Annotated in this window: 18 protein-coding genes and 2 pseudogenes; 11 read left to right on the plus strand and 9 right to left on the minus strand. The window is 54.6% G+C overall.

Annotation, left to right across the window (positions count from 1 at the left end; all coding sequences use genetic code 11):
• Positions 1-59: 59 nt before the first annotated feature.
• The 3 genes from ACOYW2_RS18615 to ACOYW2_RS18625 form a co-directional block, all read right to left on the minus strand.
• Positions 60-1,469: a TonB-dependent receptor gene (locus tag ACOYW2_RS18615; protein WP_482767522.1), complete on the minus strand. Its 1,410-nt coding sequence runs from the start codon at positions 1,467-1,469 to the stop codon at positions 60-62.
• 732 nt (positions 1,470-2,201) lie between these two features.
• Positions 2,202-2,387, minus strand: coding sequence for a helix-turn-helix transcriptional regulator (locus ACOYW2_RS18620; RefSeq protein WP_482771054.1), 186 nt, complete (start codon positions 2,385-2,387; stop codon positions 2,202-2,204).
• On the minus strand, positions 2,387-3,187 hold the full coding sequence (locus tag ACOYW2_RS18625; RefSeq protein WP_482767523.1) for a hypothetical protein: 801 nt from the start codon (positions 3,185-3,187) through the stop codon (positions 2,387-2,389). Before ACOYW2_RS18625 ends, ACOYW2_RS18620 begins: the two co-directional genes overlap by 1 nt.
• Before the next feature lie 708 nt (positions 3,188-3,895).
• Between ACOYW2_RS18625 and ACOYW2_RS18630 the strand changes: the two genes are divergently transcribed.
• From ACOYW2_RS18630 to ACOYW2_RS18650, 5 genes are all read left to right on the plus strand, one after another.
• Positions 3,896-5,212, plus strand: coding sequence for a LysM peptidoglycan-binding domain-containing protein (locus tag ACOYW2_RS18630; protein ID WP_482767524.1), 1,317 nt, complete (start codon positions 3,896-3,898; stop codon positions 5,210-5,212).
• Between the two features lie 81 nt (positions 5,213-5,293).
• Positions 5,294-6,292: a hypothetical protein gene (locus ACOYW2_RS18635; RefSeq protein WP_482767525.1), complete on the plus strand. Its 999-nt coding sequence runs from the start codon at positions 5,294-5,296 to the stop codon at positions 6,290-6,292.
• 140 nt (positions 6,293-6,432) lie between these two features.
• Positions 6,433-10,122: a hypothetical protein gene (locus ACOYW2_RS18640; RefSeq protein ID WP_482767526.1), complete on the plus strand. Its 3,690-nt coding sequence runs from the start codon at positions 6,433-6,435 to the stop codon at positions 10,120-10,122.
• An 8-nt stretch (positions 10,123-10,130) separates the two neighbouring features.
• Positions 10,131-10,424 (plus strand): hypothetical protein, encoded by a 294-nt coding sequence (locus ACOYW2_RS18645; RefSeq protein ID WP_482419476.1) that lies wholly within the window; start codon positions 10,131-10,133, stop codon positions 10,422-10,424.
• Positions 10,425-10,706: 282 nt separating this feature from the next.
• On the plus strand, positions 10,707-11,597 hold the full coding sequence (locus tag ACOYW2_RS18650) for a DUF1207 domain-containing protein (RefSeq protein ID WP_482767527.1): 891 nt from the start codon (positions 10,707-10,709) through the stop codon (positions 11,595-11,597).
• 348 nt (positions 11,598-11,945) lie between these two features.
• On the opposite strand, the gene ACOYW2_RS18655 is transcribed toward ACOYW2_RS18650, so the two are convergent.
• The 6 genes and pseudogenes from ACOYW2_RS18655 to ACOYW2_RS18680 form a co-directional block, all read right to left on the minus strand.
• Entirely contained in the window at positions 11,946-12,626 is a 681-nt protein-coding gene (locus ACOYW2_RS18655) for a spermidine synthase (protein ID WP_482767528.1), read from the minus strand.
• Between the two features lie 17 nt (positions 12,627-12,643).
• On the minus strand, positions 12,644-13,765 hold the full coding sequence (locus tag ACOYW2_RS18660; RefSeq protein WP_482767529.1) for an alpha-L-glutamate ligase-like protein: 1,122 nt from the start codon (positions 13,763-13,765) through the stop codon (positions 12,644-12,646).
• Between the two features lie 15 nt (positions 13,766-13,780).
• A complete protein-coding gene (locus ACOYW2_RS18665; RefSeq protein ID WP_482771055.1) occupies positions 13,781-14,791 on the minus strand; it encodes a 7TM domain-containing protein in 1,011 nt (336 codons plus the stop codon).
• Positions 14,771-15,211 (minus strand): annotated as a pseudogene (locus tag ACOYW2_RS18670) (UUP1 family membrane protein); the annotation flags it as partial. The pseudogene ACOYW2_RS18670 and the gene ACOYW2_RS18665, both read right to left, overlap by 21 nt.
• An 84-nt stretch (positions 15,212-15,295) precedes the next feature.
• Entirely contained in the window at positions 15,296-15,595 is a 300-nt protein-coding gene (locus ACOYW2_RS18675) for a putative ATP-dependent zinc protease (RefSeq protein WP_482771056.1), read from the minus strand.
• The gene (locus ACOYW2_RS18680; protein WP_482767530.1) at positions 15,483-15,905 is read right to left on the minus strand and encodes a putative ATP-dependent zinc protease; all 423 of its coding nucleotides are present in this window, start codon (positions 15,903-15,905) and stop codon (positions 15,483-15,485) included. The genes ACOYW2_RS18675 and ACOYW2_RS18680 overlap by 113 nt, the downstream gene beginning before the upstream one ends.
• A gap of 690 nt (positions 15,906-16,595) precedes the next feature.
• On the opposite strand from ACOYW2_RS18680, the gene ACOYW2_RS18685 reads away from it, so the two are divergent.
• The 6 genes and pseudogenes from ACOYW2_RS18685 to ACOYW2_RS18710 all read left to right on the plus strand — a co-directional run bounded on the left by ACOYW2_RS18685 (position 16,596) and on the right by ACOYW2_RS18710 (position 22,943).
• Entirely contained in the window at positions 16,596-18,341 is a 1,746-nt protein-coding gene (locus ACOYW2_RS18685; protein WP_482767531.1) for a sigma-54 interaction domain-containing protein, read from the plus strand.
• A gap of 195 nt (positions 18,342-18,536) precedes the next feature.
• Positions 18,537-19,754, plus strand: coding sequence for a diaminopropionate ammonia-lyase (gene dpaL, locus ACOYW2_RS18690; RefSeq protein ID WP_482767532.1), 1,218 nt, complete (start codon positions 18,537-18,539; stop codon positions 19,752-19,754).
• Between the two features lie 29 nt (positions 19,755-19,783).
• On the plus strand, positions 19,784-20,947 hold the full coding sequence (locus ACOYW2_RS18695; protein ID WP_482767533.1) for a M24 family metallopeptidase: 1,164 nt from the start codon (positions 19,784-19,786) through the stop codon (positions 20,945-20,947).
• 245 nt (positions 20,948-21,192) lie between these two features.
• Positions 21,193-21,312: pseudogene (locus ACOYW2_RS18700) on the plus strand (M20/M25/M40 family metallo-hydrolase); the annotation flags it as partial.
• 49 nt (positions 21,313-21,361) lie between these two features.
• Positions 21,362-22,189: a YgeY family selenium metabolism-linked hydrolase gene (locus tag ACOYW2_RS18705; protein WP_482767534.1), complete on the plus strand. Its 828-nt coding sequence runs from the start codon at positions 21,362-21,364 to the stop codon at positions 22,187-22,189.
• Positions 22,173-22,943, plus strand: a complete 771-nt coding sequence (locus ACOYW2_RS18710; protein WP_482767535.1) for a maleate cis-trans isomerase family protein — start codon at positions 22,173-22,175, stop codon at positions 22,941-22,943. Before ACOYW2_RS18705 ends, ACOYW2_RS18710 begins: the two co-directional genes overlap by 17 nt.
• Positions 22,944-22,958 lie beyond the last annotated feature (15 nt).

Genomic DNA, 22,958 nt, shown 5'->3' on the forward strand with positions numbered 1-22,958 from the left:
TCTTCACACCAACCTCATAGGCCAGGGACGTACGGGTCAAAGGCCAGGCCAATCTCGGGTTATCTGCCCGCATAGGAGAAGCCCCCCGCCTTGTAACCCCGCGATCCGCTTACGGTTTTATAGGTCATGACATCATCGGTGGGACGATAATCCATGGCAAATTTGGGAAGCAGCTCCGAGTACGTCTTTTCAAGTCCACTCATGGCAGGGGCCGTCTCGATTCCTCCGAAGGTATGGGTTCGATCCATGGTGCGTTTCGCCCTTTCGTATCGAAGGCCTGCCGTAACACCCACAGATTCATCAAGGAATCGCAAGGTGCTCTGACCAAAAACAGCGGAATCCCGTGCTTCCAGATCAGCGGACATCAGATCTTCAGTACCGATGGGGACCCCATAAAATGCCGCGTAGCCCTTGCCCATTCGGTACCCGGTCTCCACATCCACCGCCTCGTCAGCATAATAAAGCCCGAGAAGCCATTTCAAACGGGTATTCTCAGGCCTGGACATCAACCTCATCTCCTGGGTCCATGCATCAGCATCGTGCTTGTTGAAACCGATAGCCAGGTCAGCCGGAGTAAAATCTCCGTCCAGTGTCGAATCACCCTCATTGCCACGGTACCCCGTAACCGAAACCAGATCAAAAAGGTCCTGCTCGTACTTCACCCGAAGTGATGTGTTCCTGCTCTCTGCTTTGCTTTTCCCTATATAATCGTAACCCACCTGGAAATCATCCAGAGAGGTGATCCCCGTACCCGCCTTGTATTTCTCCTTATCCTTTGGGACCATGGGAAACCCGCCGTCGTCATCATACCGGCTCAGACCCAGCGTGAGGTTCAGGTCCAGGTTACCGGTTGGCTTCAGGATCACGCTTGCTCTTCCGGCCAGGGTATCCTGATTGTCCACATCACCATGAGTGACAACATTTTCAACATATCCGTCCCGCGATGATTTCAAAGCCGAAAGCCTCACAAACACCTTATCATCCACCACAGGGGCATTGATCAGGCCGTCTATATAACGTTTGTTGTAATCCCCCGCCTCAAGCCTGACCTTTGCCTCCACGTTGTTACTCGGCTCCTTGGTCAAAATATTGATGGCTCCTCCCTCGGTGTTCTTTCCATAGAGGGTTCCCTGCGGGCCCTTCAGAACTTCGACCCGTTCCACATCGTAAATCGGCATGTCGAACAGATAGACATCAGCATAAGAGACATCATCCAGGTAAAGCGCCACAGCTGGATCCCCGATGCCCGTGTTGGAGATCCCCCGAATGGAGATCCGGCTGAAGTAATCCCGAGAGCCTGAGTGCAGTGTGCGCATGTTAGGCACATATCCCTGAATATCCCGGGTCGTCTGTATTTGAGAGTCCTCAATGGCGACGTCCGAAAGCACCGTAATAGAGCTTGTCACCTTTTGAACATTCTCTTCACGCTTCTGGGCGGTCACGGTGACACTTTCAGGGCAACTGCTCACATCTCTTCTCCTGCCGCTCCGGCCATGGGGGCCTGAACCGCCATGAAACAAATTAAACGCAGCGGCGAACGATTCCGCCCTTCTCTTGGCTGGATTCTCCTCTTCTTCAATCTCCTCATCAAAACCGCTTAGGGCTCAGGCAAATGGCCATTGCATGGTGGGGTTGATAACCACCTTCTCAACGGTGAAACCAAGACTCTGAATGGCGAGGAATACGCGTCTATTTCACCGTTTTGCGGCATGGCTGTTTTTGCCTCTGCCGGAGCCCTTATCCAATAATTTCATTCACAACGGATGTGATTGAACAACCGGACCCGATTGTCCTAAAGGGGCATGATGACAGTCGCTAACGACAGACCAACAAAAATTGACGCCACATAAAATTTTTGCCATCCCTAAAACGCACAATCAAAACCTGTTCATTGAAGGAGACCACCTATGCCGACCCTCCATGGCTATCCATGGTTCCTTCCCATTGTGAGTCTGATGATTCTGCACAGGGAAAAATGGGTGCAGGGCCTTGGCTGGTCTGTGGCAAGAGTCAACTTGGTGAATTGACACACGATGGCCTTGCAACATTCAGCCGCAACGTTCCGGACTCGCTTCTAATTGTTTTCTCATGACGTAGCCGGGTTGGACGAAGATGCACTTCGCCCTTCGACTCGGCAGGCATGAAAGCCGTTGCTGCCGTCTTCATCACGTCGCGCCGCAGAGAAGGCCTGTGTACACGTTTCACCTTCGGCAGTGGTCTCCGGGGGAGATACCGAAACGAGCCCTGTAGGCCTTGGAGAAATGACTGAGGCTGGAATATCCTACGGAAAGTGCCGCTTCCGTTACATTCCTGCCCTCCTCAAGGAGCCCCTTTGCACACTCGAGGCGTTCATGCCGCAGAAATTCAAAGGGAGTTACCCCAAACATCACCTTAAAACGCCGCTTTCTGGATGGGACATACCCGCCATTGCGCAGCGTTCGAGATGATCAGGTGGGTTATCTAAGCGACTTTCAAGAAACTCTCTGGCCTGGAGAGTCCGCAGGCGATCCTGAGGATGAAGCACACCGTGTGATGCCGTTGCCTTCAACTGTGTGCTGACTTGGTCCAGGTGGCATGCGACCAGCTCCAGGGCCCGGCTTTCAAGGTAAAGCCATCTGGCCATCCCACCATAGGGACAATGGACCAACTGATTTAATGCGGTTCGCATGACAGAAGTCATAGGACCGGTGTGCTGGTAAGATTTTTTGCGGTTCTTTTTCAAAATACGGTAGAGACCTGCAGGCAACCGCTGCAATCCCTCTTCATCATAAGCAGAAAGAAGCTTGGGATCGACCTGAACAGTGACGCATTGAAACGGCTGACCTGCAAGGGCCCACCCCGTCTGCCCTTCATCGGGAAAGAAAAAAAGGCCATGCTGACCGCAGGAAAATTCTGATGCATCCTCCGATGAAGGGTCCGATGCAACACAGGTCCCCGACAGCATGAAACTGAAACTCAGAAAGGACTGCTCTCTTTCGGTATGAAAAACCGTCTTCCTGTCGTATATGCAGTCCGAAAACCAGAGGAGCAACCCTGGCCGAATCATCACCCGGCGCAGCGTGCAGCACCCATCTGGACCGGAAACACGACAGAATGCCTCCCGCTCATTGTCCCGTGCGTCCTCTGAAGAGCCACCCCCAGGGGGGAGGTCCCGATCATTGAAACGAATGGCCACAGCATCGGACATTTCAGCTCTCCATTAACGAAAAATGATTCATGCCACGTCCCCTTAGGAAAACCGGCGGGTCTTGGAAGGTCCTTGTTTTATAGAGGAGTGTGAAACGGGCGTTTTCGTGTAAGGCTCAGAAAAAACACATTGCCATTTTCTTGATACCCTCGATGCCCCTCACATGCCCCCCCCCACAGTGCATCTAAAGCATTCAGAAGAAGACGCTCCATGTGCCGGTGTAAATTCTTTGCAGTGGGCATGGAGCGAGTAGGTGCATGCTAAAAACACCCCAAAGGCAAGTCAAGCTTTTTTTGGTTTGACTAACATTTTATTTCCTCAAAGATTGCCCGCATATTTACGGTATCGGCCTTGCAACCAGACAACTGTCTCGGCTTACCCGAACAAGTCGGGCGATTCTCCATAAGCCTGCTTATGGCGTGTTGATACCATTGCGCGGTATTCGCGCAAGAGCAAGGTATGAAGCCCAAACCATAACATCAAAAAGGAAAACCTTAAATTTTCATATTCATTGACAAAACAACATCAATAAGCCTATGTAAATTACTTGTCGCAACCATAAAAAAGCGCATACATTCCACCATCAACCCCACACACGAGACATAATGAGCAGGCACCGGCAAACGTATCCCCCACAAAGCCATGCTGCCTGCCCAGGAATTTTCATCATAACGCGAAGTTGAAAGCAGAAAAAAATGAGGCTGAACCATGGACACTGTGGATCTGGAACCGACTGAAGATGCATGTGACTTGATACTTACCGACGGCGTTTACGATTACCATGTTTTGGATCCCAGCGGCTCGGCGGATTCCGAGGCCGACGTCATGCGCCTTGCATCCACCCGTGAGGCGGAAGAGCTGATCCAGACATCCATGGGCTGCACAGGGGACACCCACGAACTCCAGGGTTTTGTGGCCAGGCACCATCACGGCTCGGCCTGGATTTCATCGGACATGACCCTTCGCCAACAGGCGGCGGAGCTCATCGTGGAACGGGACATCGCGGTCTACCCCAGGGCAATGACAAACACCGCCCACGGCATCACCGCCAACCATGTACCGACCGAAACACTCACCAATGCCTTCAGCATGGGCAGTAAGCTCCCTGACTATGGGAGCGCCACCATTACTTACAAAATCGTGGAAGACCGCCCCGGCGATATCCTCCCCGGCGTGCGGGTCAACGTCACCCTCACGGAAGACCGCCACAAGGAGCTGGTCTCAGCCAACGACGGCAAGGTGATCCTCAAAAACGTCAAGGGCAAGACAAGCGGTTTTGACCTGAGCACATCCAGTCTCTTCGGCGCCACCCTGGACAACACCTTTGCCTACGTCGGCATGGGCACCTCTCCCATCGAAGCCGAAACCAGCGCCCCCGGCGCCACCCGGGTCCATACCCGAAAAAAAGAAAACGCCAGACAAAACATGCGCCACATGGCCCATATCACAGAGCACAAGGTCACGGCAGGGGAAACCTTCACCTCCATTGCCAGGGACAACAACACCACCTTTCGGGACCTTGCCTTTTTCAACTGGGGAACCTACGACAGGAAAAAGGTCCTGGCACGCATGGCCCACGACGTGGGCTGCAAAACACCCCCCCCGGACGGCCGGGACCTTCGCTTTACGGGCGACGAATCACCCGGTATTGTCTACATCCCCACGCCCCTGACCATCTCCGACCTTCCCACAAACACAGAGCACACCATCCGGGTCAAAAAAACCGGCTACGACCTGACATACATGTACAAAATCGACCTAAACGACCCGGAAGTAAAAAACGACACCGTCACCCTGATCAGCGACGACAACACCTGGGAATACACCCTGCCTTTGAATGACCTCCAGGAGGTCGAAGAAGACTGGGTCCGGCTTATGTTCCCGAGCCCTCCAAAAAAGAAAAAATACTCGCTCATCCACAACCCGGGAGTCGACAAAGAGGCCTTGTTTATATTCGAAAGTTTGCCGGAGGACCATTTGCGTTACGACGTAACCAAGGCCCTGAAGTCAGAGATGTTCGCCTGAAAATAAGACACGTGCTGGACAGAAACCTGAGGGAGCATACCTCTCCTCACAAACCTTTTCATGGAAACGCAAGGACACACCGTGAACACCAAAAAGCCATATAACTACATCTGCATTGTCACCGGTTTATTCCTCATCATCATGACCGGCCTCTTCGGCTGTTCAGACCCAACCCCCGAAAAATCCGGCGGACAGGCCCGCAGGGAAAAATTCACCGTGCCGGAAAAGCCACCGCAAAAGCCGGTGTACAAAGAAGAGATCTACGGAGACCCCGGCATATTTAGCGAGCCAAGGCTTCAGTTTGTCTGGCAAGCGCCCACTGAGGAGGAATATACCATCTGGAGTACGCGGCTTGACGGGTCCGACCTTCGAAGGGTTTTACCTCCTGATCTGCTTTTCACAAAGGGTGGCGTAATTTTTCACTTGCCCATACGCTCACCGGACAACCGTTATCTTGCGGTTTCATTGGACAGTAGTGAGGTCATGGGAACGATCAAAATGCTTTTCGATTTGAAAGAGAAAACAGCCACAGAGTTGGGAAGGGGGGCATATGTGCCAGACTTTCAGTGGACGTCGGACAGCCGATACCTCTACTACTACAATGACGACGGATTTTGGAAATACGATGTCGAATCAAAAACAAACCATGACACCCCTGTGATCTATTCAAGAGGGCTATATATATTGAACGATGACAGGTTCGTGGCTCTTCATTCTGGTTCTTATAGTGTTTATTCCAAAGAGAGAAAAAAGCTATTTGATAAAGATATTCAAGGAGGTGTTGTATCATCTACATACCAGACAGTTGCTCGAAACGGTGGTATGATATTTTGCCTCTTAGATGGACACAAAGACCCACTTTACGTTTTATTTCCATTGAATGACCCTAAAAAAATACTCTTTAAGTCAACCACGAACGACTACTCACACCCCACATTTGGCCCAGAAAACAAGAACTTATACTATTCAAATGGCGTGGTTCAAAAATTAAATTTCAAAACAAAAAAAGACAAAAGAGTATTTGGTCTGAACGGTGGTGCCATCATTTATCTATCGGTTTATAACACCACGCGCATTTAGCTTAGGCCGCCCTAAAAACTAATCCTAATGAGTACAAAAATAATAAACACCCCAAGAAGCCTTTCTTTAGCCTATAAAACCAGTCACATACTAAGTTCAAAACAATTCCATCAATAATAACTATTCAACAGTGAGCAATCATGACATATTCACTTGGCGGCGCCAAAAACCCCAAAATTCCATACCTCTACATATTTTCAGGATACGGAACCCTGGACCCAAAGACGGAAAAAATCATTCCAGAAGCAGGCAGCTATGACTTGCTCCGAAACAGAATTATTTTTTCCGAAGAGACTTTTTTAACAAAAATCAACCATCCCCAACTCCCGACTGAATTCAAACGAGAAAAACGATACGTAGCCTGGTGTACCAACGTCAATGGGGTGCTTCACCACGTCTCGGACAAAGGGTTTGGGCAAGGCCCCGGTCGCGTGGCCAAAGTCGAACAATCTCGGTCCTTTCACCTCCCCCCCCGGGATATCGTGCTCCAAACCATGTATGCTCAAAAAGAGAAATGGGCCACATTCTTTTCGACCTATTTCAAATATCATACCGACATTGAGTTCACATCTTTGCCAGTTACTGCTCTGACCTATGACAAATTCAGGACACCTTATCCAACGAATGATTCTGAAGAAGAAAAATCCTACACAACCTGGTACAACGCCATCAAAGCAAAAAACGAAACAGTCTACGGTTATCACATGCTCAAAACCAAAGCTGTTGTCTTCTTTTTTTCAAATCAATATATGGTTAACTCAAGGTTAGTCATTTCAACACCAGATAATGAAATTTGGCGTCTTAATGTCATAAAAACACAAGAAGGAGTTGTAAGTACAACTCTATTTCAAAATGAAACAATTCAACTTCGCAGTGGGATTTATTCAATAAAGGTCATGTTGCCGAACGATTACAAAGGCGGAGAATTCAGAGACATCGCTTCATCCAGCCCTCAGCAACAAAATTCATACGAGTTCACCCAAAAAATTGACTTCCAGATCAAAAACGATGCCGGCGAGTTTGACCTTGTCTGCTGCGACCCCGTATCCGTAGAAGAGTCTTTGCTGTGCTCGTTTTCATCCACCTACCCACACCTGATCCAGGCGGTAAAAGATCGTGAGCCCTATGCCGACGTCAAGTACACTCGAAAAGGCGACGACAAGTACGCCAGCCTGCCGAGTTCCCTCAAGGTGATCGCAGACCGCATGAACTGGATGAGCAAAAAGGCGCATATGATCTTGGAATACATCGACGCCGATGGGGGATATGAACGAGGTTGGTTGCTGGGTAACATCATTTACGGCTTTATACGAAGAGATAATGCTCTCAATGAAAACGCTCGCAACTCCATTGCCCTGGCCTTTTCTACAAAAAACACCATCAACGCCTGGAATGACTTTGCCAAAAGTATGAACACGCACATCCTCAAGGACCTTGCTGGGTATGTATGGGTGGATAAACTGGATGACGCCAACTATGCGCGCGTTTTTATGCGGGGCGCGAAACTGGACAGAATGTCAAAGGCCCTGTCCGATAGCAAGTTTGGCAAGAAAATTACCCTGTATCATGTCAATACGAAAAAATTCGTCCAATCCGTCCCGGGCCTGTCCAATATCCCAAGGGCGGTTGCCTGGCTTGAGGTAATGACAGCGGCCACGTCTGCCGTCTCCAGCGGCGCAGAAATCGACACAAAGGCACAAAACGTCGAAAACTACAGGGTCCATCTCTTTAACGAAGCCAATCGGTACATCGAACGTTACGGTGAAGAGACCTTCAACCGGGAGGAAATGGCTGAAATTGAAACCTACCACCTGGCCACCATCCTTGATAAAGCGGGCATCGACGATGCCACCATCAAACTCACCAAAAGTAGTATTGCTACGGTCCTTGCCACCGGTTGCGCCATTCCCGGGCCCATCCAGCCGGCCTGCATGCTCATCGCCTTTTTTATGGGCGGATACACCCTTGTAAAAACAGGCATTCAGCTCATCGACTCTGCCATCTGCAAGTCAAGGTATCAGGACTATAAAGACAACAAGAAGATGCTGGGCATGCTGGCCAATATCGGAGAGGAGAACAGAAATTTCATGCGGTCCTTGGACATAAACGACGGTGGCCAGCGCCTTGTTCTCCAGGTCTGTATCCGCTATGAGGCCGTTTCCGGACTGGTGAGGCTCATCACCCGGGCTGGGCTGACGGCAGAAGCCACCAAATACTGCTACACCGACATCATCAAAGAGTACCGTATCGATGATTATATCAGGCGCTATCTCCTGAAGGATAAGTGGGTAATCAACAAGGATGGTTTCAACCCGGTGGGACTTGACGAGGACTGGTATTATGAAAACGACCTCAACGAAAACGACCTTGCCAACAGCGACTCCGATTCAAAGCATAAATTTGAGTGGGGCAACAACACCAAGGAATCGATGCGAAGCTCCAACAATGTCGCAGCTGATTTCCAGAAGATTTATCCTGTGCATGTGACGCATTCCGATAGTTACCGTGCCCTGTCGGAGCATTTCAAAACGATTTTTCCGGACATCCACCACAACTGCATTGAGCATTCGGCCATTTACTACCGCGATTGCGGTATGACCGATGAAGAAGCGGACGAAAAGGGACTCCCTGATAAAGGGTGGACTCCCATCCATACGAGAGGGGAAGAGCCCATCACCCCCCTTAACCAGATCAGGGTACTCATCATCCTTAAGACCGATACCCCTGAAGGCATCTATCCCGCCTCCATAAGGGTTGTTCGAACGGACGGTCTCTTCAATGTCAAGGGACCTAAGTACAAACGATTCATCCATGATATTGAATCGTCCCTTCTGGACTCGGAGAAGCCAACATGGTCCGAGGCCGTGGTAAACGGAAAGACAGTGAAACATCGGGGCTGTGTCTTCTACCCCTTTTACCACCTCACAAAGGAGAAAATCTTCGGCTTAAAGCCCCTGGCATTTGACGTACTCGATGCCGATTTCAAGTACCGTCTCGGCTCATTCAGCAAGATGCGATACGCTGTCTATGCAACTGTGGGCACGGGAAACTCCGGGTGTATGCTGGATGTGGGAAAAGTCGAAGCTGGCCGGAGCGTCAAAAGCGGCGAAACGGAGATCCCGGTTGCCATTGACATCGAAAAACCAAAAGTGGAATTAATCAAGGTCGTCAGAAATGGGCTATCTACGGAAAAGAGTGACTCTGCGCAACACAAAGAAAAAATGGCAAAAATGCTCGACAACGGCTTTTTGGCCCTGAGATCATCACAGTTCGAATACCCTGAGCTCTTTGACACTGGCCCCTTGGAATCGTTCAACACGAGTATCAAAGGCGCGGGCCCCTATTACATCCGAACGGCCGACCATGGGCCTTACACCCGGTGCGATCCCGGGCCATTTATCGTGCCTGGAGGGCCGTCGTGCTGGGATACCCCACTCGAAATCATCATGATCGTCTGGTGCAGGACTGACCACACCAATTTCGAGCGTTACGAAGAGCTTAACCTACCATACAATGACCTGCCCATCACCGCCCGGCTGGTAAATCGCGAGGGTATTCTGGACACAAACGGCCCCCTGGTCAGAAGCACCGTGAATCACCTGGGATCCATGGACAAACCCGCAAATCCCGGAGGCAATGCCACCTTCACTAAAAAAATCGACACCGGCCACCACCACGCTCCTCCACCGTCTCTACATTGGAATCATCTAACTCCGCGCGAAGAGACCTGGCCATGCAGATCGGATTTTCCGCGACGGAAAACGAATGGGTCCAAGCCATCGATCATGAATCAGGAAGTTACGAACTTTTTGCCGCTCACTTTTCCATGAACTATGATGTGGCCGACGAACGAAACGTTTCGGGCATCCGGCCTTTTTGCAAGCACCTCATCGGCAAGAACCGCATTGTCTATCCCGAGTATTACACCTATGCATTCACAGACATCACGATGCCGAATCGAATCGGCCTGGATGTCTCCCGCGTGGAGGGAAATAAATTAAACACAACCACCATGGAGTATCAATTCCACTTCCAGGCCCCCACCGACTACTCAGCCGTGGAGAAATGGAACGGCATCGCGTCCATCGACTCATGGGTCGGGAATATCCCGAGTAGTATTGATGCACGATAACCCATCCCCCTGTCGTTCAGCCAAACGCAAAACAAAGCACTGCCGCCAGGATAAAAATCACATGGATGATCAGGAAGGAGTCCATGGGTGTTCGTCGCTCCTTTATTGGGTATGAAGACATCCCTACGCGAACCGTCAGCTACCCGGGTAGTTCATGAGAAAACGGTTCAACCAAAATGATGACCAAAGACACGTGCAATCATTCTAACGCAGCAAAAACATAAACCACAGTTTTCTTGTCAATTTTCTCATTCTTTGGGCGAGCCGAGCAAGGAGGTTAAAATGAAAATACTCATGGCGACGATACTCACCGTTCTCTTATGTGTTGAGTGGGCTGCGGCCCAGAGTGAAGAACGGGCAGACACCACCTTCAACCTGGGGTCCCGATGGGTACTGGAACTGGACCCGAACGATCAGCCCTACCCGGACTACCTGGCCGATCCGCGGCGCCCACAAATGCAGTTGGGCATCTCCGTTACCGACAGCGAAATTCCGGAAACCTCATCCGGCCGTGTCATGTGTGATCTGGGGACGCGCTACACACTGTTCAAAGTCAGCCCCACAAAGGAAGGGAAAAACGAATTTGCACTGGACGTTGAGGGCTGCCTCTTCACCCAGTTTGATCCGGGCAACAATCTGGACAACATTGGCTGGGACGGTCGCTACGGGATCTTTGGCGTCTGGGACTGGAGCGATAAGGTGGTGGCACGAATCGGTTACCGTCACATTTCAGCCCATTTAGGTGACGAATATATCGAGGAAACCGGCCGGGAGCGCATCGGTTACACCCGCGATGACCTGGCCTTCGGCATGGGCATTTTCCTGAATCAGGAGATCTTTATCTATGTCGAGCCCAGCTGGGCCTGGTCCCTGGGCAATGACGACCTTCAGAAGCGATGGGCAGCCGAAGGCGGCATCCAGTATCAGGGGCCGCACAACCTGTGGAACAACTCCACGGCCTTTTATGCTGCCGCCCATGTGAGGACGTTTGACGAAACCAGTTGGGAACCCGGAGTAAGCTTGCAGACCGGTTTTCACGTGACAAGGGACCAGAGCAGCTCGAATCTGCGGATAGGCCTGGATGCCTATACCGGAAGGGCTATTTTAGGCGAGTTCGCCCTGGATTACGACGAATCCTATCTGACATTGGGCATCTTTTTTGATTTTTATTAAACGCCAGACACATACCCGGCCATGGGTTTTCATGACCGCTACGCACCTTCCACGGTGCACAAGCGCCCCCATCGGCCCCATCGCCCCCCGCGTCCCCGCGTCCCCGTGTGCCCGTGTGCCCGTGTGCCCGTGTGCCCCGTAGGATGGGCAAAGGCAAGCCGCTACCCCCGCGAGTGACAAAATCCTTGGCGCCGTGCCCATCTGGTGTAACGAGGGATTCCCACCGATCGTTACTTAATCGGTGCGGGAGCCGCACCCTACCTCACCGTCCGGACAGGGCTGGCAACGCGTCATTCCCGCACCGGCTGAATCGTAACGAATTTATCAACATGATGCGTGCAGACGCACCTACCCCGCCCTCTTCCCCAAAAACACCGCATGGCGATACCCGCCCTTGCCCGGCCGCTCGCAGGTGGCTTTAAAGCCGCCCTTGGTCATGCGCTTTAAAAAGGCCTCGTCAAATGTTTCGCCCCACACGGCAAAGGTGCCCCCGGGCTTTAGGGCCTTGCGGGCGTTGGCGATGGCCCCGGAGCCGTAAAAGGGGTCGTTGGTTTTGTCGGTTTTGGGATGGGGCCCCCGGTAGAGGTCGATGATAATGGCATCAAAGGGCTTTTCGCCCGTTCCGCATGCGGTTCCGCCAATAAGGGCTGCCACGTCCCCCACGGAGACCTTCACCCGCGGGTCGGAGACGGCGCAGTCTGTGAGGGGAGCCAGGGGACCCCGGCACCATTCGACAATGCGGGGGTTAAGCTCGGCCACCACCACCTCGGCGGTTTCGGGAAGGGCGTCTAAAACGGCCCGGAGGGTGCAGCCCATGCCCAGGCCGCCCACAAGGACCCGGGGGGCGGCATGGCCTTCGAGGCCCTTGCATCCCATGGTCCCCAGGGCCATTTCCGAGCGCTGGGCCATGCTGTTCATGAGCACCTGGGAGCCCAGGGTAATAAGAAAATCCTTTGCTCCGCGCTGGCGCAGCTCCAGGGTTTCGTTGCCGTCGGTGAATCTATCCAGGGTTTTCCAGGGTAAAGCCATGGGGTTCCTTTAATTAATCAATGTCCATAGAATGTCGCTGTGCTTTGCCCCTTGTCCTCTGGAGCGCCGCACTCCTGTGCTGCATGGGTAGCGACGGACGAAAAAGCCGCACCGGAGTGCGGCGTTTGGCCTGGTTGATTCTTCTCATTTTTTTTGATGGTCGCGGCCAGACGAAGGCAAGGCAGGGTGCCACGCCCCCTAGAGATTTCTTGCAAACTGAAAAAACCCTCCATGGAAAACTGCACCCTCTCCGAGGCACTTTTTTCTTTTGCCCCCTCCGCGTCCACACGATCCACCCGGGGTTGAAGACCATACCCGTTGGCAATCTGAATGGCAAGACCGGGCCGGGCGTTGAGTTCCAGGATCATGGGGCCCTTAAGCCGGTCCAGAACGATGTCCACTCCAAGGTACCCCAACCCGGTGATCTCGTAACACCGTGCAGCAAGGGCCAGAAAATCGGGCCATTGGGGCACAAACAGAGTGGAGAGTTCTTTTCCCGTGTCCGGGTGGTGGGTCACCTGACGGCTGAACTGCACGGCTTTCAGTGCCTCACCCGTGCCCACATCAATACCCACGCCCACGGCGCCCTGGTGGAGGTTGGCCTTTCCATCGGAAGCTGCGGTGGAGAGCCGGGTCATGGCCATCACGGGGTAGCCTTTGTAAACGATCACACGGATGTCCGGCACCCCCTGGTAGGAGAAGCCCTCAAAGGCGTCGGAAAAATCCACCATCTCTTCGATCATGGCCACATCGCTGTGGCCGCCGAGGCTGAAGAGGCCGCTCAGCGTGTTAGAGGCATGGCGCTTGATCTCCCCGATGGTCACCCGATGCCCGTCGGGTTTCAGGTAGTCCTGCCCGTGGTGCCCGCTGATGACGAGGATCCCTTTTCCCCCGCTGCCCCGGGACGGCTTGATGACAAAGGGCGGGCAGGTGCCCAGAAAGGATTCGAGTTCCCGGACGTTGCCCTGGGTTTTGACCACCCCCAGGAGCCGTGGAGCGGAGATCCCCGCCTCTGCGAGGAGTCTCTTGGTTTTGAGCTTATCATCCACGCTGGGGTAAAGCTGCCGCGGGTTGTTCCGGGCGATGAGCACCACGTTGCGCCGGTTCATGCCCACGACACCCGCTTTTTTTGTTTCCATAGGGCGAGGTGACTATCACTCCCCCCCTGCAAGCGGCTCAAAGCGCCTCAACTCGGTGAGGCGGTAGCCGGAATAGCTCCCGATCATGATGATCGCGGCGAGCACCACCAGCAACAGCTCAGGAAAGGAGTAAGTCAGGTGGCCGACGACCCTGTTTTGCATGACAAGGTAGACCATGGACGCGGAAAAAAGGCTGCCGCCGCCCTGGATAAAGACATCTTTGGGCCCCTCCTCCTCCCAGAGGACGGACATGCGCTCGATGGTCCATGAGATGATAATCATGGGGAAAAAGGTCACCATCAGTCCCGCCTCGAACCCCATGCGGATGCTGGCGACGCTCACCCCCACATAAATGAGGATGACAAAGACCAGGACCGCGGAAATCCTGGGGACAAGGAGCAGGTTCAGGCTGGAGAGGTAAGACCGAAGGATCAGGCCGATACCCACAATGATGACAAAAAGGGAGAGCCCCACCAGCAAATGGACCTGGAGAAAAACCAGGGCGATGAGGATCGGCATAAACGTCCCCGAAGTTTCAATCCCCACAAGGTTTCGGAGGATGACGATGACAAGGGCGCCGATGGGAATGAGAAGCAAAAGCTTGAAGACGTTCTGCTGGGCAATGGGGAGGCTGTAAATAGAAAAATCGATGAGCACATGGCCGGTGTATTTGCCATGCTGCACAGCAGCCTTCTGGGCGGCGATCTCATCGGCGATAACGGAAAACGAGATGTCTCCGCCGCTTCCCCCGATGATCTCAAGGATAGACTCCCCGTTCTGCTGCCATGCCAGGAATGCATCCCTGTTTTCCAGCTCTGCCGTTCGCGGGTTGAACAGCTTGAACCCGGAGCCATCTTCTATTTCGATATAGCTTTTCAGCTTCTGTTTGGGCTTTTCCTCGTCTAGGTTGAGCCCTTTCACCATGCGGGCTTTGACCCCGGCTCTGGCCATCAGCCCACAGGCAAGGGGCACAACGCCCCCATAGGTATCGGCGTCGGTAAGGAGCAGTGAGGCGTTGTTGTTCATGGGGTCATTAAAGGCCTTTAAAATCGCCCTGGCCACCGCTTCACCGGAGGTGTTTTCACTTTGAGCGGCAAAGACGATACCGTCGGCGGCCAGCTCATGGGGCTCTTTGAAAACAGGTGCCTCAGGGTATGTAACCTTCCCGCGGGGCGTTGCCTCACCGCCGCTGCGACGGTAGGTGGTGGACCTCAAAAACATTTTCTGGGGCCCATGCCTGTCTTCCGCTTTCCAGACAGTCCTGCCCCCTTTTTTCGAAACCACATACCCGGGGGTGACGGATTTTTTCTCCAGCACAGCCACGGCGTTGCTTTCATCGGGCCTGTTCACCGAGACCTCCACCGGGCCACCGTCGGCCACAAAGGAGATCGTTGCCTCAACGGTCCAGGCCCTCTGTTTTTTACCTGGTAAAAGGAAACCCCAGTTTCTATGTTTGTATACCGGGCCGCCCCCACACCCACAACAATAAGCACAACAACAATGGCGATGATCTGAATCCGCTCTTTCATTTTAATTCTCACTCATGGGGCTGGTTACATTCTTGCGGTTCACATCAACGACAAACTCACCCTGAAGATAATTTCGGCCGATGAGAACCTGGTACGAAAAGTCCGATCGATCGGTCAGGGAAAATTCATGATCAAAAGCAACTCCGCCCATCATGGTCTTAATCATCACCACGGGGCGTCTGAGGGACTCACCCGCATGACGATGACGTTGATGTGCCGCAACACGCCGGGCACTGCAGGGGTACTTTCTCACCGCTGCGCCTGTCGGCCACCACAAAGCGCACCCATTTTTTTCCGTCACGCTCAAAGGGTTCGATCTCCGTGGCATCAATGGAAGAGGTGGTGGCCCCGGTGTCGATGCGTGCCGGCATGGTCACCCCGGACGGAACCAGGGTCACCGGCTCCACTTCTCCGATGATGCGAAGGCCGGAAAGGAGGTCAACGGCTGGGGCCTCCTGCGGTGTCAGAACAGGCGTCTTCGGTACCGACTTCTTGACCACAGACCTCTTGACCGGGGGCTCGTCAACTGATTTTTCAGGTGGATTCACTTCGGGAGAGACATCCGGTTCAGCCTCAGGTTCGGGCTCAGGGCTGACAACGGGCTCAATCACGGGTTTTATCACAGGTGCCACGGGCGGGCTGACCGTTGTGCATGAATAAAAAAATACCGGCATGAACAGAATGAAAAACACGCTTCGCCACGACAAGGGCATTTGATCCATTTTAATCCTCATAACCTTGGTACAACCAGTTCCTGTACAGATGCCCCCCACAATGATCCATCCGAAACGACGTAACCTTTCAAGGAACGATAATACACTGTTGTTCAGAGCCCACCACACCGAGGCCTCACGTCTAATTAAGCGGCTACACACCGAAATCAGCACTGACCTAAATGCCCCCGGCGGTCATTATTGTCAAGGAACAATTGGCAAATCCCCCCCACGCAACCGCGTCTGCAGTGGAATAGCAACCCTTCCCACGCCCGCATGGGGGATAAAAAAAACACGCGGCGCACCCCATGGAACACCCGGTGCTCATTTCCCGGTGCACCTGCACCAAAAGCCATCACAAACCCGCCTTTTCTCAACCCCTGGATCACTCTCAACAATACTTCCCCATTTACCGCTTAAAAAAACCATAGCATGTAAAAGTTACCAATGTTCCCTCTTGACACCAACTCTATATTATCATGATTCTAAACGGCTTTCCGGTAAGGCCCTATTCCCCGGATCGCATACAAATGGTGTAAAGGCACAAGGGACCAAGGCACGTTGATAGACAAACAAGGAACCCGCGGTATGCTTTTAAAACTGCAGAAACAGATACAGTATTACGCCGAAACCATCTCAACGGTGACGGGGCTTGACGTGGATGTTGTGGACACCGACCTGATTCGCATTGCTGGAACGGGAAGGTGCGCCAAAGGAATCGGCGAGAGCATCAAAAACGCGGGCAACCTGCTCAAGACCACCCTTAAAGGGAGCAAGCCCCTTTTTATCGTCAATCCCAGAGAGAGCGAAATCTGCAAAGGCTGCCAGACCAAAGCCGACTGCCATGAACTCCTGTCTGTGTGTGCCCCCATTTCCGACGGCAAGACCACCTTCGGAGCCATCGACCTCATCTGTTTTTCCCAGGAAGCCCGGGAGCGGGTCCTGAGCCAGCGGGCCATCTATTTAAATTTTCTTTCCCTTCTTGCCATCAGCATCGCGGCCCGCGTCAATGAGCGCCAAGAGTTTGAAGACATCAGCGACCTGCTGGACATCATGAGCCAGGTGGTCAACACCAACAACAAGGGCACCCTGATTTACGATGCCAAAGGGGCCATCGTCTATCATAACGAACGGGCAAGGGAAATCCTGCACAAGACCCTGCCTTCGCAATTTGAGAATTTTTCCATTACCCCCACGGGCTGCACCTTCTCCGACCTGAACGAATACACCGTGGAGCAGGAAAACAGGCAACAGCTCATCGTGGGCAAGTACGTGGAGCCCAAGTCCGCCGCCAGCCGGTTTTCCAAGGTCTTTGTCTTCGACACCATCCAGTCGGTCATATCCCACAGCCCCCAGGGATCCGCCCCCAGCTTCGACAGCAGCCTGGACAACATCATCGGTCAATCCCCGCTCCTGCTCCAGTTGAAAGAGCAGATCACGGCCACGGGCAACACCCGCTCTTCGGTGCTCATCACAGGGGAGAGCGGCACTGGCAAAGAGCTTGTGGCCCGGGCCATTCACGCCATCGGGGACAGGGCAGACGCCCCTTTTATCGCCATCAACTGCGGGGCCATCCCGGACACCCTGCTGGAAAGCGAGCTCTTCGGCTACGTGGGCGGCGCCTTTACCGGGGCCTTGAGCAAAGGGCAGATCGGCAAATTCGAACTGGCCGAAGGGGGGGTGCTCTTTTTGGACGAAATCGGCTCCATGCCCCTGTACCTCCAGGTCAAGCTCCTTCGGGTCCTCCAGGAGCGGACCATCACCCGCCTCGGGGCCACCCGCCCCGTCTCCGTGGATATCCGCGTCATCGCCGCCTGCAACGACAACCTCCAGGAACTCATGGCCCAGAACATGTTCCGAAGCGACCTCTATTACCGCTTAAATGTCATCCCCCTGCACACGCCCCCTCTGCGCCAGCGCCTCGGGGACCTGGACCTGCTCGTGGACCACTTTATCAGCAAATACTGCACCCTCTTCGGCAAAAAGCGGTTTACCCTGCCCACCCCCATCGTCCAGAAGATGCGGGACTATGACTGGCCCGGCAACATCCGTGAGCTGGAGAACACCATCGAATACCTGGTCAACATGGTCTCGGACCAGGGGGAGATCAACCAGTCCACCCTCCACGCCGGTTTTTTGCAAAATGAGAATCTGTCTCCTAAAGCGCCCCCTGAGCCCGATCCCCAGCAGCCCGTCATCCCCTTGAAAACCCTTGAGCACCAGGCCATTATGCGTGCCCTCGCCTATTACGGAGACACCACAAAGGGGAAAAAGCAGGCGGCCAAGGCCCTGGGGGTCAGCCTGGCGACACTCTACCGAAAAATAGAGAAATAGGCGCGTTGCGCCACAACGATTCGCAAGATGAGAAACTTCTCAGATTGCGAATCATGCCCGGCCCGTCAAAAGGGCGTCCAATTTCGTTTAACAGATTGAAAACGCAAAACATCTCCTTCGAAAGCCTGATTTGGCATACTCTCTGCAATACTTCCTTGCCGTTCACAATCAAGCTTACCAAAAAGGAGAAACACGTTGTCGAAAGTCGATATCAAGTTTAACGAGAATCCAAAAGCTCCCGACGCAGGAGCCGATGTCTCCATATTAAGCCGGGAGATCGCAGAGAAGGTGCGCAGGTTCCACAGCACCTTTGACACGTATGCCCCCACCCCCCTTGCACGACTCACCCACCTCGCCGACCACCTTGGCTTAGGGGAAATCCTGGTCAAGGACGAGTCCTACCGGTTCAACTTAAACGCATTCAAAGTCCTGGGCGGCACCTACGCCGTGGGCAAGCTCCTCGCCCAGAAGCTGGGCAAAGAGATCGACGAGGTCAGCTGCAACGAGCTGCGCTCCGAAGAAACCCGCAAAGCCGTGGGCGACATCACCTTTGCCTCCACCACCGACGGCAACCACGGAAGAGGGCTTGCGTGGGCCGCCCAGCAGTTCGACCAGAAGGCCATCATCTACATGCCCAAGGGATCCGACCCCATCCGGCGGGACAACATCCGCGCCCTGGGCGCCGAGTGCACCATCTCCGAGCTCTACTACGACGACTGCGTGCGCATGGCCTGGGACACGGCCCAGAAAAACGGCTGGCTCACCGTCCAGGACACCTCCTGGGAAGGCTACGAAGAGATCCCCACCTCCATCATGCAGGGGTACACCACCCTGGCCCTGGAAGCCCTGGAACAGATGCAGGCCATGGGCGTCAACCGCCCCACCCACGTACTTCTCCAGGCAGGGGTAGGCTGCTTTGCCGGGGCCATGCTGGGATTTTTCATGTCCGTGTTCGGAAAAGACGCCCCCACCTTCATCATCGTGGAACCCGAGGCAGCCAACTGCTTTTACGTCTCCGCCTGCGAAAACGACGGCACCCCCCACGCTGTGACCGGTTCCCTTGCCACCCTCATGGCGGGCCTGGCCTGCGGCGAGCCCAACATCACCAGCTGGGAGATGCTGCGCGACTACCCCCTGGCCTACGCTTCCTGCTCCGACGACATCGCCGCCAAAGGCATGCGCATCCTGGGCGCTCCCATGAAGGGCTACTTCCAGGCCGCGACCTCTGGAGAGCGGCTTTCCGGTGCCGCCACCACAGGGTTCCTGCAGTGGGTGATGCAGGAGGAAGAGGGCCGGGAAGCACGTGAAAAACTGGGCCTTGATAAAGACGCAAAGGTCCTTTGCATCAACACCGAAGGAGATACCTCGCCTGAGACCTACCGCGACGTGGTGTGGTTCGGACGAGACAACTAATCCACCAGAGTGATTTTAGGATAGAAACGATGAGCATACTCGAATCTGGATTCACCGCTGAAGAGTTTGAAACGCGTACCGCCCGCATGCAGAAAGTCATGCAGGAGAAAAAGCTGGACGCCGTCTTTCTCACCACCGAGGCCAACGTCCGCTACTTCACCGGTTTTTACACCCAATTCTGGGAGAGCCCCACCCGGCCCTGGTTTCTGGTCATTCCCCTTACGGGAAAACCCGTTGCCGTGATCCCCGGCATCGGCGAAAGCGGCATGCGCAGCACCTGGCTGGACCACGTCCTCACCTGGTCCTCCCCCAACCCCGAAGACGACGGCATCTCCCTGGTGGCGGGTGTCGTCAACTCCCTGCCCACACGCTTCGGCCGCATCGGCGCGACCCTTGGCCAGGAGCTTGACCGCATGCCCACGGCGGATTACCTGAAGCTGGCCTCCCTGATCAGCGGAAAAGAGTTTGTGGACATCGCCTATGAGATGCACCACCTGCGCGCCATCAAGTCCCCGGCGGAGATTGCCAAGATCAAAAGGGCCTGCGAGATCGCCGGCCACGGCTTCGACATGCTCCCCACCCACGCCAAAATCGGCCAGACCGAGCAGGAGATCTGCCGCCAGATGCGGATCAACATGCTCAACCACGGCGCCGAATTCGTCAAATACCTCATCTCCGGCTCCGGCCCCGACGGCTACGACAGCATCATCATGGGCCCCACCCCCCGCCGCATTGAAGAGGGCGACGTGCTGATCATCGATGTGGGGGCGGTGCACGACGGGTATTTCTCGGACTTTGACCGCAACTTTGCCTTCGGCCACTGCAGCGACGAGACCCAGCGCGCCTACGACTGCGTGTATGAAGCAACGGAAGCCGGCCTGAAGGTGGCCCGCCCCGGAGCCACCACCACGGATATCTACAACGCCATGTGGAGCGTCATGGAAGAAGGCGGCGCCCTGGGCAGCGGCGTGGGACGCCTCGGCCACGGCCTCGGCAGCCAGCTCACGGAGTGGCCCTCCAACACGGCCACGGACAACACCACGCTGGAGGCGGGCATGGTCATCACCCTGGAACCCGGCATGGTCTATGCCCCGGGCAAGGAGATGGTGCACGAAGAGAACATTGTGATCACGGAAGATGGCGCCGAACTGCTCTCCCCCAGGGCCGCCGAACACATGGTGATTATAAAATAGGAATCGTGATGTCTGATATGTATGAAAAAATCGTGTCCCGCACCGAGGATTATGCCCGGGACATCTGTGAGTTCGCCTGTGAACTCATCAAGACCGAAAGCCTCTCCGGCAACGAGCAAGGGGTTGCCGCCCTTGTTGAGGGCAAGATGCGGGAGCTGGGGTTTGATGAGGTCACCGTGGACCCCATGGGCAACGTCCGCGGCTCCGTGGGAACCGGCAAGACCCTCATCGCAGCGGACGGGCACATGGACACCGTGGGTGCAGGCAACCGCGACCAGTGGTCGCGCCCACCCTTTTCCGGTGAGCAGGACGACACCTGCCTCTACGGTCGCGGGGCCTCGGACATGAAAGCGGCCATCGCGTCCATGGTCTACGCGGGAGGTCTGGGACCTCTCCCTGACCGTCGTCACCTACATGGTCTGCGCCACGGTGCAGGAAGAGCCCTGCGAAGGGCTGGCATGGGAATACCTCATCGAAAACGAAGGGGTGTCCCCCGACGTTGTCATCATTGCAGAGCCCAGCGACGACCGGATCTCCCTTGCCCAGAAAGGCCGCATGGAGCTCAAAATCTCCGTGACAGGTAAAAGCGCCCATGCTTCCGCCCCCCACATGGGGGACAACGCCATCTACGCCATGGCAAAGATCGTGTCCGAGCTGGAGGCACTGAGCACCAACCTCACCATCGAAGATGAGGACCTGGGCAAAGGCACCCTGGTGGTCTCGGAGATGATCTCCGGCGCGCCGTCCCGCTCCTCCGTGGCGGATTACTGCGAACTGACCATCGACCGGCGGCTGACATGGGGGGAGTCTCCCCAGTATGCCCTGGAGCAGGTGCAGCAGCTGCCTTCGGTTCAGGCGGCCCGGGCAACCGTTGAGTTCCACACCTTTGAAGAGCCGTCCTACACAGGGCTTGTTCCCTGCAAAGAGTGCACCTTCCCCGCCTGGAAAATCGAAAGGGACCACGTGGTCACCCGCAGCACGGTCAAGGCCTACGAGGGGCTGTTCAACACACCGCCCACGCTGACAACATGGCCGTTTTCCACCAACGGCGTCGCCATCATGGGCAAGCACGGCATCCCCGTCATCGGCTACGGACCGGGTGTGATCGCGGCATGCCACGTGCCCAACGAATACGTGGAAAAAAAGCAGGTGCTGCGTGCCACCATGATGTACGCCGCCATGTGCGCGACCTACGCAACCGAGTGCAATAAGGAGGGCGTATCCCATGCTCAGCCAGTCTGATTACGAAGCAAGCGAACTCTTTCTGGAACACTCCAAGGCTCCCCGGCCGGACAAGGTGCATATCGGGCTGGTGCAGCTTTCAACGGACCATTCCATTGAAAGGGACCTGAACATGCTGGTGGGCTCATCTGCCATGGTCTTCAGCAACCGGGTCTACTACTCAAGCTCCATGACCAAAGAGGCCCTGGCTGAGATTTCCCGGGGCATCACCCAGTCTGCCGAACTCATCGCAACCGGGCTTCCCATGGACGTCATGGCCTTCGGCTGCACCTCGGCCTCCATTGTCATCGGCAATGAAAAAATCCGGGAGCTGCTCACCGCAAACAACCCGGGGATCCCCGCAACAAACCCGTGGGCCGGAGCCCTTGCCGCCTTCAAGCACCTGAAGGCCAGGCGGGTCTCCATCTTTTCGCCCTACCCCACGGAGGTGAACTACCCGCTCTATCAGCAGCTTGAAGCAGAAGGCCTTGAAGTGCCCACCATCGGGGCGCTGCGCATCGAAAAAGACACCGACATCACCACGGTCTCCTTTGACTCGATGCTGGAAGGAGCCAGGCGCATCCTGGCCCAGGCACCCACGGACGCCCTGTTTATGTCCTGCACCAATTTGCGCGCATTAGAGCACATTGAAGAGATTGAGGCTGAAGTTGGAGTTCCCGTTGTCACAAGCACCCAGGCCATGTTCTGGCATGCCATGACCCTTGCGGGAAAACAGCCCGAAATAAAAGGATTCGGACAGTTGCTGGCGGGTTAAAGCAATGAGGCTTTG

Source organism: Desulfoluna sp. CLI2B (assembly GCF_056847375.1).

What these genes read in the sequence shown, in the direction of transcription:
- ACOYW2_RS18620 (WP_482771054.1), bottom strand. Translation starts at nt 2,387, where the DNA reads ATGTTTGGGGTAACTCCCTTTGAATTTCTGCGGCATGAACGCCTCGAG.
- ACOYW2_RS18625 (WP_482767523.1), bottom strand. Translation starts at nt 3,187, where the DNA reads ATGTCCGATGCTGTGGCCATTCGTTTCAATGATCGGGACCTCCCCCCT.
- ACOYW2_RS18630 (WP_482767524.1), top strand. Translation starts at nt 3,896, where the DNA reads ATGGACACTGTGGATCTGGAACCGACTGAAGATGCATGTGACTTGATA.
- ACOYW2_RS18640 (WP_482767526.1), top strand. Translation starts at nt 6,433, where the DNA reads ATGACATATTCACTTGGCGGCGCCAAAAACCCCAAAATTCCATACCTC.
- ACOYW2_RS18650 (WP_482767527.1), top strand. Translation starts at nt 10,707, where the DNA reads ATGAAAATACTCATGGCGACGATACTCACCGTTCTCTTATGTGTTGAG.
- ACOYW2_RS18655 (WP_482767528.1), bottom strand. Translation starts at nt 12,626, where the DNA reads ATGGCTTTACCCTGGAAAACCCTGGATAGATTCACCGACGGCAACGAA.
- ACOYW2_RS18660 (WP_482767529.1), bottom strand. Translation starts at nt 13,765, where the DNA reads ATGGAAACAAAAAAAGCGGGTGTCGTGGGCATGAACCGGCGCAACGTG.
- ACOYW2_RS18665 (WP_482771055.1), bottom strand. Translation starts at nt 14,791, where the DNA reads ATGAACAACAACGCCTCACTGCTCCTTACCGACGCCGATACCTATGGG.
- ACOYW2_RS18685 (WP_482767531.1), top strand. Translation starts at nt 16,596, where the DNA reads ATGCTTTTAAAACTGCAGAAACAGATACAGTATTACGCCGAAACCATC.
- ACOYW2_RS18695 (WP_482767533.1), top strand. Translation starts at nt 19,784, where the DNA reads ATGAGCATACTCGAATCTGGATTCACCGCTGAAGAGTTTGAAACGCGT.
- ACOYW2_RS18705 (WP_482767534.1), top strand. Translation starts at nt 21,362, where the DNA reads ATGGTCTGCGCCACGGTGCAGGAAGAGCCCTGCGAAGGGCTGGCATGG.
- ACOYW2_RS18710 (WP_482767535.1), top strand. Translation starts at nt 22,173, where the DNA reads ATGCTCAGCCAGTCTGATTACGAAGCAAGCGAACTCTTTCTGGAACAC.